Here is a 15582-nt window from a genome sequence, read left to right as displayed (position 1 = left end):
TTAGCTTAGCCGATTACAGTACGGTCGTCACTAATCTAAATTGTCTGTCGGTGAAATGCGACAGAGCCTTGCCATTCCTTGAGTCCATGGGTACCATGCGCGGTTAATCATTATTAATTTATGGGAATAGCGCTATGTTTCATGGCAGCATGGTTGCTTTGGTAACACCGATGCATCCCGACGGGGCCCTAGACTGGGAAGGTTTACGGCGGTTGGTTGATTTCCATATAGAAAACGGAACTGATGCTATAGTAACGGTAGGGACTACGGGAGAGTCTCCTACGCTGGAAGTAAAAGAGCATATTCGGGTTATCCGCGAGGTGGTGGATCAAGCCCAGGGGCGGTTGCCGGTAATTGCGGGAACGGGCGCTAATTCTACCCGTGAAGCTGAAGAGTTGACTCGGGCGGCCTTAGAGGCTGGTGCCGATGCTTGCTTGCTCGTGGTTCCTTATTATAATAGACCCACTCAAGAAGGTTTATATCTCCATTTCAAAGCTATTGCTGAAGCTGTCCCCATTCCCCAGATTCTTTATAATGTACCTACCCGGACGGCGTGCGATTTATTGCCGGAAACGGTAGCCCGTTTGGCGGATATTTCCAATATTGTTGGTATCAAGGAGGCTACGGAAGATATTGCCCGAGGGCGCCAGATTCTAGAACTGTGTGGCGATAAACTCGATCTCTATAGCGGTGAAGATAGTGCTGCTATGGAATATATGCTAATAGGAGGTCGGGGAACTATTTCGGTAACCGCCAATGTGGCGCCTAAGGCTGTGCATGAAATGTGTACCGTGGCGCTGCAGGGTAATCGCAAGGCTGCGGAGGCTATTAATACTAGGTTATGCCCCCTCTACGCTGCTCTGTTTTCTGAAGTTAACCCTATTCCCGTGAAATGGGCCTTGTATGAGATGGGCTTGATTGCCCAAGGTATTCGCTTACCCTTGACCGTTTTGTCTGAACGTTATCATGAATTGCTACGGCAAGCATTACGCCAAGAGCAGATTCTGCAGTAAGGTTAAAAATATCGGAATATGGGCATAAGGATAGGGAGATGTTACGCCATTTTGTGGGTAATCCCCGTAGTCCTGGGGGGGTGCAGTATCTTTTCTGCGCTTGATGAGTTAGTGCCTGATAATACTAAGGAATACCGTAAGGCCCAAACCTTACCACCTCTGGATATTCCTCCCGATCTAAGTGCTGAAGCTATTCGTACTAACATAATAGAGGATGATGCCGGTACAGCGACCTATTTAGAATATCAAGAACAAGGTCGTAACCCCTTGATGGATCTCTATGAGATTGAGTCAGACAGAAAACCCCGCTTGGAAGGCGAGGGGGTAGAACAACGATTGCTGGTTCCGGAAGACCAGAAGAAAGTATGGGAACGGGTACACAGCTTCTGGGCCGAAAACGGCCTTGAAATTAAGGCTGAGGATATCCGTATTGGATTTATGGATACCACAGGTTCTTCTGAACAGGACAATTATCGGGTCCGTATTGAGCGTGGAGAGACTCCCCAGTCCACCATTATTCACTTAAAGCAGAATACTGCTGATCCTAATCCGCAGCAGGCGGAAACTATGCTCCGCCGTTTAGCTGAATATCTTGGGGCATTGCATGCTCAGGATCTGGCCCGGGTCGAGCAGAACGGCCAGCAGGCTACTACCAGCCCTAGCCGTATCAATATGCTGGATGGGGGCACGGCTATGGAACTAGCTGAAGACTTCTCCCGCGCTTGGCGCCAGGTAGGGTTGGTGCTTGATCAAAAAGGGTTTTCCGTAGAAGATCGAAACCGCTCCCGAGGTGTTTACTATATCCGCTATAAAGATCCTTTTGCGCAGCCGCAGGAAACGGATTCAGGCTGGTTTTCCAAGCTGGCCTTTTGGGATGATGAAGAGGATGAAGATGAGCAAAGTCGTTACCAGATCAAGTTAATTTCCGACGGCGCGGCGACTCGGGTAGTTATCCTTGATACTGAGGGGCGGCGTGATGAGTCGGCCACCGCGAAACGCTTATTGTCCTTGCTAGGTGAGCAATTGACTGAGTAGATAAAGAAGGAAGCGTATGGCAACAAAAAAACAATCTGAGCTTTATTCTGGTAAGGCCAAGACCGTTTACATAACGGACGATCCTACCCAGCTAATTCTGTATTTCCGTGACGATACTTCGGCCTTCGATGGGAAGAAAATTGAGCGCTTCAGCCGCAAGGGAGAAATCAATAATAAATTTAACGCCTTCATTATGGAAAAATTGGCGGCGGCGGGTATTCCAACCCATTTCGAGCGTCTGTTGAGCGAACAAGAATCTCTCGTTAAGCGCTTGGAGATGTTTCCCATCGAATGCGTGGTGCGTAATATTGCTACTGGCAGTTTGTGCCGGCGATTAGGGGTGCAAGATGGTCTTGATTTAGATCCCCCCGTGTTTGAGTTTTTTCTTAAGGACGATGCCCGCCATGATCCCATGATTAATGAATATCATATCCGCACTTTTGGCTGGGCGAACCCGAAACAGGTTGAGCAGATGAAGGAGTATACTTTTAGGATTAATGACATCTTAAAAGTATTATTTCTGGAGGCGGGATTATTGTTAGTGGATTACAAGTTGGAATTTGGTGATGTTCAGGGTCAAGTCCTGTTGGGTGATGAATTTACCCCAGATGGTTGTCGTCTTTGGGATGTGAAGACCCGTGAGAAACTAGATAAGGATCGATTCCGCCATGGGCTAGGGGGGGTTACGGAAGCCTATGAGGAGGTAGCCCGGCGCTTAGGTATGTCGTTATAGGCGTACTTTTCAGGATATTTGTAGCACACGACATTGTGGGTCTACTCGGCAAGGCGCCAGGCAACCGTCGTTCCCCCACGCAAGGGTATTAACGCATCATCGCCATAAGGTAGGCTCTCCGGCACTTGCCATGGAGTTTTGATGAGCGTCACCGTGTCTTGGTTGCGGGGCAAACCATAGAAATCAGGCCCATGAAAGCTGGCGAATGCCTCTAGCTTTTCCAAAGCGCTTGCTTCCTCGAAAGCCTCAGCATAAAGTTCCAGGGCGGCATGACTGCTGTAGATTCCGGCACAGCCACAAGCTGTTTCCTTAGCGGTTTTGGCATGGGGCGCGCTATCTGTTCCTAGAAAGAACTTGGGGTTGCCGCTAGTAGCTGCGGCTACCAAAGCTTGGCGATGGATTTCCCGCTTGAGTACCGGCAAGCAATAATAATGGGGTTGAATTCCCCCTGCTAACAGGGCATTGCGGTTAAATAGCAGGTGATGGGGGGTGATAGTGGCGGCAATGTTTGGTGGCGCTGCCTCGATAAAGTCCACCGCCTCTTGGGTAGTAATGTGCTCCAGTACTACCCGTAAGGCCGGAAAATCATGGAGCAGCGGAATGAGGTGACTCTCAATAAAGACCCGTTCCCGATCAAAGATATCGACTGCAGGATCAGTCACCTCGCCATGGATTAATAATGGTAATTGCTGCTGTTGCAAGGCTTCCAGTACAGGATAGAGTTTGTGCAAGCAGGTAACTCCAAAATCGGCATTAGTGGTTGCCCCTGCAGGATATAATTTAACCGCATAGATATGCCCGCTGTCCCGAGCGCGAGTGATTTCCTCAGGTATGGTATTATCAGTAAGATAGAGGGTCATTAGGGGTTCGAAGTCTAAATTTTTAGGCTGAGCTGCAAGAATACGTTTTCGATAAGCCAGTGCTTGTGTGGTGGTGGTAATAGGTGGCCGCAGATTAGGCATAATGATAGCCCGAGCGAAACGGCGGCCCGTGGCCGGAACAATGTCGGTTAGCATTTTTCCATCCCGCAAATGCAGATGCCAATCATCAGGGCGAGTCAGTTGTAGGGTTGTTACCATAAGTTTGTATATCTACTATGGAAGTGCGTAATTGATAGCAGTGATTTGAGAGGGAAATTTTCTCTCTGAGAATCCTGGTGAGTTATTGGGGTGCGTTTAATGGTTTTTTGATAACCTTTACCTTTAAGTGCCTTTCAATAAGGACTTGGAGATAGGGATTCTACCTTGACCCAAAGTCAGGATCTAGTTACTGTGTTTGAGTATTACCAGCAGGTTCTGTTTGTGGGCGAATTAACTTTGATAAATTTAGAGAGGTTTCTGCCGTGGGTCTCTTGAGTGGTGCCGAGATCCTCGTCCGGTGTTTGCAAGACGAAGGTGTGGAATATATCTTTGGCTATCCGGGCGGTGCCGTATTGCACATTTACGACGCGCTTTATCAACAAGAGGCGGTTAAGCATATTTTAGTACGTCACGAGCAGGGAGCGGCCCATGGCGCTGACGGCTATGCCCGTGCCACGGGTAAGCCTGGCGTGGTGTTGGTTACTTCTGGCCCTGGCGCTACCAATGCGGTTACTGGTATTGCCACGGCTTACATGGACTCTATCCCCATGGTGGTGATTACTGGTCAAGTGCCACGGGCGGCTATTGGGAGCGATGCTTTCCAGGAAGTGGATTCTGTAGGGATTACCCGCCCTTGCGTTAAGCATAATTTCTTGGTCAAAGATCTTAATGATCTGGCTTTAACGGTTAGAAAAGCCTTTTACATTGCTACCACTGGTCGCCCCGGTCCTGTAGTGGTGGATATTCCTAAGGATGTAACCGATCCTAATGTCAAGATCCCCTACCATTACCCCGAGCAGCTTACCTTGCGCTCTTATCATCATCCGGTAACCGTGGAAACTCCCGAGCAAATAAAAAAGGCCGTTGATCTTATCTTGTCCGCCCGCCGCCCTATGATTTATGCGGGTGGAGGGGTAGTCCTTGGTAATGCGGCTCAGCCATTGACTGAATTTGTTCGATTGCTTGGTTATCCTGTCACCAATACCTTGATGGGACTGGGAGGGTATCCCGGCACTGATCCGCAATTTGTAGGCATGTTGGGGATGCACGGGACCTACGAAGCTAACATGGGAATGCACGAGTGTGATGTGCTGATTGCTATTGGTGCCCGCTTTGATGATCGCGTGACGGGTAATTTAGAGCAATTTTGCCCTTATGCCAAAATTATCCATGTGGATATTGACCCTTCCAGTATTTCTAAAAATGTACAAGTCGACATCCCCATCGTGGGGGATGTGGGTTTGGTGCTGAAGGAGATGATCACAGTCTTAAAAAGCACCGACAAGAGGCCTGATGGAGAGGCATTGGACAAGTGGTGGTCTCAAATTGAGGAATGGCGGGGGCGTCGTTGTTTGCGTTACCAGCAAGATGGCAAGCTCATTAAGCCGCAGTATATTATCGAAAGGCTTTATGAGATTACTAAGGGAGAGGCTTATGTCACTTCCGATGTCGGGCAGCACCAGATGTGGACAGCTCAGTTCTATAAGTTTGACAAGCCAAGACGGTGGATCAATTCGGGGGGGCTGGGAACCATGGGATTTGGCTTGCCAGCGGCGATGGGAGTGCAATTGGCTTATCTTGACGCACCCGTGGTTTGTGTGACCGGCGAGGCCAGTATCCAGATGTGTATCCAGGAGTTATCCACCTGCATGCAGTACGCTTTACCCATTAAAATTGTGAATCTCAATAATCGCTATATGGGTATGGTGCGCCAATGGCAGGAATTTTTCTATGACCGGCGCTATTCTCATTCCTACATGGATGCTTTACCTGATTTTGTGAAGCTGGCCGAGGCCTATGGTCATGTAGGCATGCAGATAGAAGAGCCGGGAGATGTAGACGCCGCCTTGAAAGAGGCTTTCGCGCTCAAGGACCGGCTGGTATTTTTAGATTTTATTACTGATCAGACAGAGAATGTGTATCCGATGATTGCTCAAGGTAAGGGGCATCATGAGATGCACTTAGCTCCCGAGTGTAAGGTGCCCCAATCGCTGGAAAGAGAATGGGCCTGACATGCGTCATATCATTTCTTTACTCATGGAAAATGAATCCGGGGCTCTGTCTCGGGTTGCAGGTTTGTTTTCTGCACGGGGCTATAATATCGAGTCCCTGACTGTGGCGCCCACGGAAGATCCTTCCTTGTCCCGTATGACTTTGGTTACCACTGGTTCGGATGAGATCATCGAGCAAATCTTGAAGCAGTTAAATAAGCTGGTTGATGTGGTTAAGTTAGAGGATCTTACCGAGGGAGCGCATATTGAGCGGGAGTTGATGCTGATCAAAGTGGCGGCTACTTCGGCGGCTGAAAGGGATGAGGTTAAACGTTTAAGTGATATTTTCCGTGGCCGCATCATTGATGTTGCCGATAGTACTTATACTATAGAGCTCACGGGTAGTGGTAATAAACAGGACGCCTTTATCCAGGTGCTTAAGGAGTTCCAAATCTTGGAAACCGTCCGTTCTGGAGCGATGGGAATTGCCCGTGGCGTAAAAGGGTTGCAACTCTAGGTGAATTATAGCCAGAGCTTAGTGTGATGCCAAAAAATAAGTGGCCCCTGTTTTTGCGGCTTCCTCTCCTTCCTTTATTTCTTAAGCTACGACAAAGATTTTGATCCCTGCCTAGCTACAAAGGACGAAAGGAATTCGCTAAAAGCAAGCATTAATCGCTATTCAATGTAGCGGTTTCGTCATTTTGATTGTTATCCAGCGCTCCCGAACTTTATACACTATACACTTTTAAAAATTAACGTTGCGATGAGGAAGCAATGAATATCTATTATGATAAAGATTGTGATCTATCCTTGATCCAAGGTATGCGAGTTGCCATTATTGGCTATGGCTCCCAAGGGCATGCTCATGCGAATAACCTTAAGGACTCGGGTGTGGATGTGGTGGTTGGCCTGCGCTCCGGTTCGACTTCTGTGGCTAAAGCCGAGAATGCGGGTTTGACCGTTTTACCTATCGAGGCAGCGATTAAGGAAGCGGATCTGGCGATGATTTTAGCGCCGGATGAGCACCAGTCAAAACTTTATCAGGAAGATATCGAGCCTCACCTGAAGCAAAACGCTACATTAGCCTTTGCCCACGGTTTTAATATCCACTTTAGACAAATTGAGCCGCGCGCTGATCTCGATGTCATCATGGTGGCTCCCAAGGGGCCTGGGCATCTGGTGAGATCCACGTATACTCAAGGAGGGGGGGTGCCCTCCTTGATCGCTGTACATCAGGATGTTTCTACTAAGGCGAGAGAGATCGCTTTGTCCTACGCCGCAGCAAATGGAGGCGGGCGAGCGGGGATTATCGAGACGGCTTTTAGAGAAGAGACGGAAACAGACCTTTTTGGGGAGCAGGTTGTTCTTTGTGGAGGAGTGACAGCGTTGGTGCAAGCAGGTTTCGAAACACTGGTGGAAGCAGGGTATGCGCCCGAAATGGCCTATTTTGAATGTTTGCACGAGCTTAAGCTTATTGTCGACCTCATGTACGAAGGCGGTATCGCTAATATGCGTTATTCCATCTCTAATACCGCTGAATATGGTGATTTTACTCGTGGCCCACGAATTATCGATGATAAAACCAAAACGGAGATGCGCCGTATCCTTAGTGAGATCCAAAGTGGTGAGTTTGCCCGTGAATTTATTCTGGAAAACCAAGCGGGTGCCCCTACCCTTAAGGCAAAACGGCGCTTAGGCCAAGAGCATCTAATTGAACAAGTCGGTGAAAGATTGAGATCAATGATGCCGTGGATTGGGAAAAGCCGTATTGTGGATAAAAGTAAAAACTAGTGACGGTAAATTTGGATAAGAAACGTCCAATCGCCGCGCGGGGCGGTAATGGCCGGCGCCGCAGAGGAATCTATCTTCTTCCCAATCTACTAACCACAGCAGGCTTGTTTGCCGGTTTTTATGCCATTGTAGCAGCCATGAATGGTCATTTTGACGCGGCGGCCGAGGCTATCTTTATAGCGATGTTAATGGATGGGGTGGATGGAAGGATTGCTCGTTTGACCAATACCCAGAGCGCTTTTGGCGCGGAGTATGACAGTTTGGCCGATATGGCCTCTTTCGGACTAGTACCAGCGTTAGTTATTTATGAGTGGACCCTCTCTGGCTTAGGAAAATTAGGATGGCTAGCCGCCTTCCTGTATGCCGCTTGCGCTGCTCTAAGGTTGGCCCGTTTTAACACTCAAGTAGGAATCGCTGATAAGCGTTATTTCCAGGGCTTGGCGAGCCCTTCCGCAGCCGCTTGTTTAGCGGGATTAGTGTGGTTCGCCACGGATGCCGGTATAGCTGGCGATGATCTTATGATTCCGGCTTTCATCCTTACAGTTTCAACAGCTATTTTTATGGTCAGCAATATCCGTTATTATGGTTTTAGAGGTTTTGGGAATGGGGATAAGGTTCCCTTTGTGACTATTTTGGCGGTCGTATTGGTATTTGTCTTAATATCAGTCGATCCGCCCAAGGTATTATTCATCGCTTTCCTGCTTTATGCTTTATCAGGGCCAGCAGTGACCTTGGTGCGGCTACACCAGCATCGAGTACAATATCGAGTGCAGCGCCGGACTCCCGCGGATTCGGCTAAGCCACCGGACGACAACGAGAAATAGGCATTGGCATTTACCAATAACCGCGATATAGTAGCGCTATGCTTGGATTAATATCCCTTATTTACCCTTTCAATGGCTCTATTTTAGAGCTTCGTGGCCTTTATGTGGCTGCCCTACTCTTGCTGCTGCCCTGCTAAGGGGCAAAAAATAATCAATCCAATTATTCAATTAGCAGCTGCGCCGGCGGGTTCACAGAAATTGGCGGCGCATCGATTCCGTTGCACATCTAACGGTGTAAAAGAGTGGATTAGCCAGTGATGAAAGATAAATTAATCGTTTTCGATACGACTTTACGGGACGGTGAACAAAGCCCCGGTGCTTCCATGACTCGGGAAGAGAAGGTGCGGATCGCTAAAGCCTTGGAACGTATGAGAGTCGATGTGATTGAGGCGGGCTTTCCAGTAGCCAGCCAAGGTGATTTTGAAGCGGTACAAGCGGTGGCTAGAAGTGTGCGGGAGAGCACGGTGTGTGGTTTAGCCCGGGCGCTCGGGGCAGATATTGATCGTGCTGGCGAGGCTTTGGCGGAGGCCGAGTCTGCGCGAATTCATACTTTTATTGCGACTTCGCCTATTCATATGAAAAGGAAACTCCGGATGGAGCCGGACCAAGTCCTAGAGCATGCCGTTAAAGCCGTGAAACGGGCGAGAGAATATACCGATGATGTGGAATTTTCCCCCGAAGATGCAGGCCGTTCAGAGATCGAATTTCTATGCCGGATTTTGGAAGCTGTTATTGCTGCTGGTGCCCGGACCGTCAATATCCCTGATACTGTAGGCTACAATCTACCGGAGCAGTTTGCTCAACTTATCCGTACTCTGCGTGAGCGGGTATCAAACTCGGATAAAGCTATTTTCTCAGTCCACTGCCATAATGATCTAGGCATGGCGGTGGCTAATTCTTTGGCTGCCGTAATGAGTGGCGCCCGACAGGTAGAATGTACCATTAATGGTCTGGGGGAGCGGGCTGGCAATGCTGCTCTTGAGGAGGTGGTCATGGCGGTCCGCACTCGCCAAGATTCTTTTCCTTGCGATACTAATGTCGATATCAGCCAAATTGTTCCCACGTCTCGTTTAGTCTCGGGCATTACCGGCTTTTCCGTGCAGCCCAATAAGGCTATTGTGGGGGCCAATGCCTTTGCCCACGCATCAGGCATTCATCAGGATGGCGTGCTCAAGGAACGCCAAACCTATGAGATTATGAGTGCAGAAGACGTGGGTTGGCATGCTAATCAAATGATCCTTGGCAAGCATTCGGGACGCAACGCGTTCCGGGCCCGTTTACGGGAATTGGGTATTGAGCTTGAGACCGAGGAAGAATTAAATGCTGCTTTCCAGCGTTTCAAGGAACTAGCGGATAAAAAACATGTGATCTATGATGAGGATCTCCAGGCGCTGGTAACCGATGCTAACTTGGCCGCTGAAAATGAGCGCTTCAAACTCTCATGGCTTAAGGTGGTTTCGGAAACAGGAGAAACCGCAATAGCGTCTGTCACCTTAAGTGTGGATAGTATAGAGCGGCAGGCATCCGCTCCCGGGAGCGGACCGGTGGATGCTGCTTATAAAGCTATTGATTCTATTCTTCAGAGTAATACGGAATTACTGCTTTATTCAGTAAATAGTATTACTAGCGGCACGGATGCCCAGGGAGAGGTAACGGTTCGGCTGAAGAAAAATGGGCGCATTGCAAACGGTCAGGGTGCGGATACAGATATTGTGATGGCCTCGGCCAAGGCTTACGTCAATGCTTTAAACAAGATTCTATACCCAGTAGAGCGGGCCTATCCCCAGGTTTGAGGTAAATTTATGGACTCCCGCCAGTTACACTATTTAGAGACGATGGGAATCCAGGTTTGGCAGCAGCGTCAGCCTACAAGCACTGGAAAAAAGCCGCTAGTGGAAACGGGTGAAGAACTCATTCCTCTGGCTCCATCTGCCGAGGTGGCGTCGGAATGGGAGGAGCTTGCCGTCCAGGTGGCCAGCTGCACGGCTTGTTTGTTGCACTGCGGCCGTACGCAAACCGTATTTGGGGTGGGGGATCAAGCGGCAAAATGGCTGATTGTCGGGGAGGCGCCGGGGGTCGAGGAAGATCGCCAAGGTGAACCTTTTGTGGGCCGGGCAGGACAGCTACTCAACGCTATGCTAGAAGCAGTAGGATTGCAGCGAGGGCAGGTCTATATTGCGAATATCCTTAAATGCCGTCCCCCCAACAATCGGGATCCACTACCTGAAGAGGTGGCCCATTGTGAACCCTACCTTCGCCGCCAAGTGGCCTTGTTGCGGCCTCGCATTATCCTGGCGGTAGGGCGGGTAGCGGGGCAAAATCTTCTTAAGTCCTCGCTCCCCTTGGGACGTCTGCGCGGCAGCGTACATCAATATCCAGAGACGACTATTCCTTTAGTCGTGACCTATCATCCAGCCTACCTACTCCGTGCGCCGCGGGAGAAACGCCGGGCATGGCAGGATTTGCAGCTGGCGCACAAGGTATACCGTGAATTTTGAGAATGTCTACGGTATTATCAAAAGTGCTGTTCTAAGTGCCAAGAATATATTCCCCGATAGAAACAACAAACTATTCCGCAGGCAGAGAAGGGTAAATTGTTTCGAAGGTTAGTGCGCAGACTACGAGTTTTTTCCCCCCGACCTATGAGGGAGGCTGATCTGAAAGTGGTCGGAGCGATTGAACGGGCGGCCTGCGCTTTTCCCTGGACTGAGGGTACCTTTGTTGACTGCTTACAGGCCGGCTATGATGCCTGGGTCTATGAGCGAGGAGGCAAGATTTATGGCTACGGGGTAGTAGCGGTGAGGGCCGGCGAGGCTCATGTGCTTAATATTTGCGTTCATCCGGATTATCATCAACAAGGCTGTGGAGGATATATCGTCCGCCACCTTTTAAAGATTTCTGGTAAGCGGGGCGCCAATACCGTCTTTCTTGAGGTGCGTCCTTCTAATGGCCCGGCGCTTCGTCTCTACCATAAGTTTGGTTTTAATGAAATTGGGACCCGTAAAGGTTATTATCCGGCCCACAAGGGCCGTGAAGACGCCCTGTTGCTGGCCTTACACCTCGTCGATTAGTTTTAACTTCCCGCGATCCTTGGGAAGGTAAACTTATGGCGCTCCTTGAACAACTGGGGCTAGCGCTTGCGCTAGGGTTGCTGGTAGGTTTGGAACGGGGATGGCAAGAGCGTCATGCGGAGGAAGGTGCCCGTATCGCTGGCTTGCGTACCTTTGGACTGATTAGCCTGCTGGGGGGGCTGTGGGCTTTATTGTCCGAGCAGTTTGGAGCAGTTCTCCTGGGATTTGCTTTTTTAACTTTTGTTTTACTGGTCCTGGTTTCCCATTTTGACAGCGTAAAGCGGAGCGGAGCCCGTGGTTTGACCACAGTGGTCGCTACTTTGGTGACTTTTACCTTGGGTGCTTTGACTGTTGCGGGTTATGAGGTGGTCGCTTCGGCAGCGGCGGTTGTGGTGACTGTATTATTAGGCCTTAAACCCGTTTTACACGCCTGGTTGGCTCGGCTGCGCCAGGAAGAACTCTACGCTGTCTATAAACTCCTGCTTATTTCCGTAGTGCTGCTGCCCGTGTTGCCTAACCAAGGTTTTGGCCCGTGGCAAATTCTCAACCCCTATGAGATTTGGTGGATGGTGGTTCTGATTGCGGGGGTGTCTTTCATTGGCTATTTCGCAGTCCGCATTGCGGGAACGGGACGGGGAATATTGTTGACTGCACTATCTGCCGGACTGGTTTCCTCGACGGCTTTGACTTTGCATTTTTCTCGAATTGCCCGTGCTAATCCTCGAGGCCAGCGTTTACTTAGCGCGGGAATTGCATTTGCCGCCGCCACCATGTTTCCGCGGCTCTTATTGGTGGTGGGCATTATCCACCCTTCCATGGCGCTTTATTTACTTTTCCCCGCTGGTTTGATGGGTATCATCGTTTACGGGGGAGGGTACTGGCTTTGGCGGGGTGCTAAGCGCCAATCTACACCCCATCTAGTGCTAGATAATCCTTGCGATCTGGGGATGGCGGTAAAATTTGGTGGCTTGTTGGCATTAGTTATCTTGGCTGCTCATGCGCTAAAGGAGTGGTTTGGAGAGATTGGGCTGTATGTAGCAGCGGGAATCTCGGGTATTAGCGACGTTGATGCTATCTCCCTTACCCTAGCACGGATGGCCCAAGAGGATAGCCAAGTCTTGGCTGTTGCCGCCATAGGGATTTTCCTGGCCGCTATGGTGAACACGCTGGTTAAAGGGGGGTTGGCCTGGGGGATAGGCGGAAGCCGTTTTGGGCTGCCTCTTCTAGGAATTTTTTTACTCTCGATCGTGGTGGGAGGCGGTAGCCTGTTGATGTGGAGCGGTAATTTCCCCAGCCTGGAGCTAGTCTAAGGCGGCCGCGGCTCGAAATAGGATAACCAATGTTTTGGCATCCTTGATTCGCCCTCGATGGGCCCACTCAAGGGTTTTAGCGAGGGGGAACCAATAGCTTTCCAGATATTCTTCAGGCTGAGGGTCGCGAGAGGTAGCGGTCAGGTTTTGAGCGAGATAAAGATGCAAAATTTCATCGCAGAAGCCTGGGGTGCTATAAATAGCGCCCAGCTCGGTCCAATGGCTAGCACGGAGACCGGCTTCTTCCGCAAGTTCTCGCTGAGCGGTAGCAAATGGAGACTCGCCAGGGTCCAGTTTACCTGCGGGGACTTCCCAGATAAAACCGCCGGCTGCATGCCGGTATTGATGGAGTAAGCAAATTTGTTGTTTATCATCGACAGCCGCGATGACTGCCCCTCCCGGGTGGCGGACGATCTCCAAACTTATCTGTTGGCCATTGGGTAATGAAGCCAGCTCGAGACCAAGATCGATAATCCGGCCACGGTAGAGTAGGGTACGCTGGTTTGGCATGAGTTTAAATTCTCTAAGGCCAGGATGGACTGAATATTAACCTAGTTATCATCAGATCGACAAATGGCTGAGGTGATGGCTTATCTAGCTTTGGGAGCCCTCGTTGGCACTTTGGCTGGTTTGCTTGGAATCGGGGGAGGCCTTGTGATTGTCGCGGTCCTAGTGCATTTATTCTCCGCTCAGGGGATCGGCAAGGGGCTGAGTATGCACATGGCGCTCGGCACCTCCCAGGCTACTATTGTGATGACTTCTATAGCCGCTATTTGGGCGCATCATCGACGAAGGGGGGTGTTGTGGCCAACTATGGTTGCAATGGCGCCGGGGATTGTACTTGGCGCATTGCTAGGAGCGATCATTGCCGAGGCTCTTTCCGGGCAGATCCTCAAAGGATTATTTGGCAGTTTTGCCTTGCTGATTGCATGGCGGATGGGGGTCGGCATTCACCCGGCGGCGCTCCATCCTCTCCCGCGGCGTTGGATATTGGCATTAATCGGCGCTCTGATTGGGACGGTTTCCGCGCTCTTTGGAATCGGGGGAGGGAGTCTTACCGTGCCTTATCTTGTTTGGCATAGTATTCCCATGCGAAATGCGGTGGGGACAGCAAGCGCCTGTGGTTTTCCACTCGCGGTCAGTGGCACCTGTGGGTTTGTTTGGATGGGTTGGGATAAGCTTGGGTTACCTGCCTGGAGCAGTGGCTATGTGTATTGGCCCGCCGCTGTAAGTATTGTGGCGACCAGTATGCTCTTTGCTCCGTTAGGAGCAAGGCTTGCCCATAGGTTGGCTTCGATAACTTTAAAGAGGGTGTTTGCTATTTTCCTTGGGGGCTTAGGGTTGGAGATGTTACTAGAGCTGATGGGAGCCGTTTCTTTTTTATTCAGTGGGAGATAGAGCTGGGGAAGTTTCGATGTCGGTCTTATCCTGTTGAGGGACAAGATTATTCAGCAATGCTTGAGTAAACAGAGGGCCAGGTAATTTTTCTGCATAAACCTGGCATCAGACAGCATTCAGAGAATTGGAGTTTCGCCATGGCTGATTTCGATTTTGTTTCTATAAAACTTCATCCGCCTGGAGAATTCGCGCTTCAATGGGTGCCTTGGGTTGGCTACGACTTAGCGCGCAAGGCCCTCGGTTGGGTATCACCCTCCACGCGCATCACTTCCCCTCCTACCGAGGGTAGGTCGCGCTCTTGGCAACAGAAAAATATACCGCGAATTGTTGGCGAAACGCAAGTCATGCTGGCCCTCGCGCTCGATGCGCCGTTTCACTTCGTACTCTCACTGCGGACCATGGCTTCCAGTATCATCAGGCTGAAAGTATCGATGTAGTTGAGAAGGACAAATACATTGACAGCGGTAAAATGGGCGGCGGGTTTTTCGTCCTTTTGGGTTCTCGTGAATGCTGCTTTCCGGATATTTTTCCCTATAGAGACGCCCCTATATCTAGCAATATAAGCAGTTTATAGTTGCAGTTCCTTGAGGAGGTGTGCGATTTACTATCTCTGCTGAGCGCCAAGGAAATTTCAGGATAGAAGCAGCCAGGGATGTTTCGAAACGTTCTGGGCTCACTACAAAAGTGGGGCGCTTCGCCCCATCCGGATTCGCTTTGTATTTGTTTGTGATAAGCATCCGTACGGAAATCTTCACTGAGTAGAAATATAAGTTTTGCTCCTAACCTTAATAGAGTGATATACGGCCCGAAGCAGTTAATTTCTTGCGATTACTTCTGATGAAAGGAGTTTTTCCCTTGACAGAGCATCCTTGGTTCTGAAATTAGGGTCTGGTAGATTATTGTTTGTGTAGGGACAGTTTGCGTTCTTATTAGCTTTAAATGTATTTGAACTGAATCTCGCAAGGGATAAACTAAAAATGACTGACAGCAGCATTCGTTGCGGAATAAGGTTTGGTGCCCATAGGAGCAAACGATTGATAGTGCAGGGGGCTGTCCGTTACTTTTGATTAGTTAGGTGCAATATGCGTACTAGAGTCCTTCAGGCAACGCACGGTTGTTTTCCTTTTCCTCTTTAGATTTTTTTTTAGGGGCTATACTGAGAGTACGGCCTCTTGTGTTTATGCGGGCATGTTCAGTACGGTTGCCAACATTTTGAAAAACAATTTAGGGCAATGGCTGTGTCTTATAAACGCAAAAGAGATTTCTTAATTTATCAGGTTCTTTTAGTATTTTTTGCAAGCAGAGGCTTGGAACTCCAAAGGGGTCTGTTGTGTCTT

The 15582-nt window shown here is 49.7% G+C and carries 15 protein-coding genes; 13 read left to right on the top strand and 2 right to left on the bottom strand.

All coding sequences use genetic code 11. The features are described 5' to 3' along the window. The first annotated feature begins 134 nt into the window (after positions 1–134). The 3 genes from dapA to purC are packed head-to-tail and all read left to right on the top strand — an operon-like array spanning position 135 to position 2781. The gene (gene dapA / locus NOC_RS13435) at positions 135–1013 is read left to right on the top strand and encodes a 4-hydroxy-tetrahydrodipicolinate synthase (RefSeq protein ID WP_004164032.1); all 879 of its coding nucleotides are present in this window, start codon (positions 135–137) and stop codon (positions 1011–1013) included. 51 nt (positions 1014–1064) lie between these two features. Continuing rightward, positions 1065–2048 (top strand): outer membrane protein assembly factor BamC, encoded by a 984-nt coding sequence (gene bamC, locus NOC_RS13430; protein WP_004164027.1) that lies wholly within the window; start codon positions 1065–1067, stop codon positions 2046–2048. A gap of 16 nt (positions 2049–2064) precedes the next feature. Next, positions 2065–2781: a phosphoribosylaminoimidazolesuccinocarboxamide synthase gene (gene purC, locus NOC_RS13425; RefSeq protein WP_004269124.1), complete on the top strand. Its 717-nt coding sequence runs from the start codon at positions 2065–2067 to the stop codon at positions 2779–2781. 41 nt (positions 2782–2822) lie between these two features. On the opposite strand, the gene pyrC is transcribed toward purC, so the two are convergent. Continuing rightward, positions 2823–3860, bottom strand: coding sequence for a dihydroorotase (gene pyrC / locus NOC_RS13420; RefSeq protein ID WP_004269126.1), 1038 nt, complete (start codon positions 3858–3860; stop codon positions 2823–2825). 263 nt (positions 3861–4123) lie between these two features. On the opposite strand from pyrC, the gene NOC_RS13415 reads away from it, so the two are divergent. The 8 genes from NOC_RS13415 (at position 4124) to NOC_RS13380 (ending at position 12847) form a co-directional block, all read left to right on the top strand. Then, a complete protein-coding gene (locus NOC_RS13415) occupies positions 4124–5872 on the top strand; it encodes an acetolactate synthase 3 large subunit (protein WP_011330990.1) in 1749 nt (582 codons plus the stop codon). 1 nt (position 5873) lies between these two features. Beyond that, positions 5874–6368 (top strand): acetolactate synthase small subunit, encoded by a 495-nt coding sequence (gene ilvN / locus NOC_RS13410; RefSeq protein WP_004269184.1) that lies wholly within the window; start codon positions 5874–5876, stop codon positions 6366–6368. Between the two features lie 257 nt (positions 6369–6625). Then, positions 6626–7642: a ketol-acid reductoisomerase gene (gene ilvC / locus NOC_RS13405; protein WP_004269174.1), complete on the top strand. Its 1017-nt coding sequence runs from the start codon at positions 6626–6628 to the stop codon at positions 7640–7642. Continuing rightward, positions 7642–8466 carry a CDP-diacylglycerol--serine O-phosphatidyltransferase gene (pssA, locus tag NOC_RS13400; protein WP_004269113.1) on the top strand — a complete coding sequence of 275 codons (825 nt, stop codon included), beginning with the start codon at positions 7642–7644 and terminating at the stop codon, positions 8464–8466. The genes ilvC and pssA overlap by 1 nt, the downstream gene beginning before the upstream one ends. 257 nt (positions 8467–8723) lie before the next feature. Then, positions 8724–10259, top strand: coding sequence for a 2-isopropylmalate synthase (locus NOC_RS13395; RefSeq protein ID WP_004269192.1), 1536 nt, complete (start codon positions 8724–8726; stop codon positions 10257–10259). Between the two features lie 9 nt (positions 10260–10268). Further along, complete coding sequence (locus NOC_RS13390; RefSeq protein ID WP_004269148.1) at positions 10269–10964, top strand: uracil-DNA glycosylase; 696 nt, start codon at positions 10269–10271, stop codon at positions 10962–10964. Positions 10965–11108: 144 nt separating this feature from the next. Further along, entirely contained in the window at positions 11109–11537 is a 429-nt protein-coding gene (gene rimI / locus NOC_RS13385; protein ID WP_004269127.1) for a ribosomal protein S18-alanine N-acetyltransferase, read from the top strand. Between the two features lie 35 nt (positions 11538–11572). Continuing rightward, positions 11573–12847 (top strand): MgtC/SapB family protein, encoded by a 1275-nt coding sequence (locus NOC_RS13380; RefSeq protein WP_004269139.1) that lies wholly within the window; start codon positions 11573–11575, stop codon positions 12845–12847. On the opposite strand, the gene NOC_RS13375 is transcribed toward NOC_RS13380, so the two are convergent. Continuing rightward, entirely contained in the window at positions 12839–13357 is a 519-nt protein-coding gene (locus tag NOC_RS13375; protein ID WP_011330988.1) for an NUDIX hydrolase, read from the bottom strand. The two genes, NOC_RS13380 and NOC_RS13375, sit on opposite strands and share 9 nt — an antisense overlap. 63 nt (positions 13358–13420) lie before the next feature. On the opposite strand from NOC_RS13375, the gene NOC_RS13370 reads away from it, so the two are divergent. After that, positions 13421–14245, top strand: coding sequence for a sulfite exporter TauE/SafE family protein (locus NOC_RS13370; RefSeq protein ID WP_004269151.1), 825 nt, complete (start codon positions 13421–13423; stop codon positions 14243–14245). Between the two features lie 137 nt (positions 14246–14382). Beyond that, positions 14383–14682 (top strand): hypothetical protein, encoded by a 300-nt coding sequence (locus NOC_RS13365; RefSeq protein ID WP_011330987.1) that lies wholly within the window; start codon positions 14383–14385, stop codon positions 14680–14682. Positions 14683–15582: the final 900 nt, after the last annotated feature.

The organism is Nitrosococcus oceani ATCC 19707, from assembly GCF_000012805.1.
Taxonomy (GTDB): Bacteria; Pseudomonadota; Gammaproteobacteria; order Nitrosococcales; family Nitrosococcaceae; genus Nitrosococcus; species Nitrosococcus oceani.
Note: the sequence above shows the minus strand (reverse complement) of the source record. Positions and strands in the feature narration are given on the sequence as shown.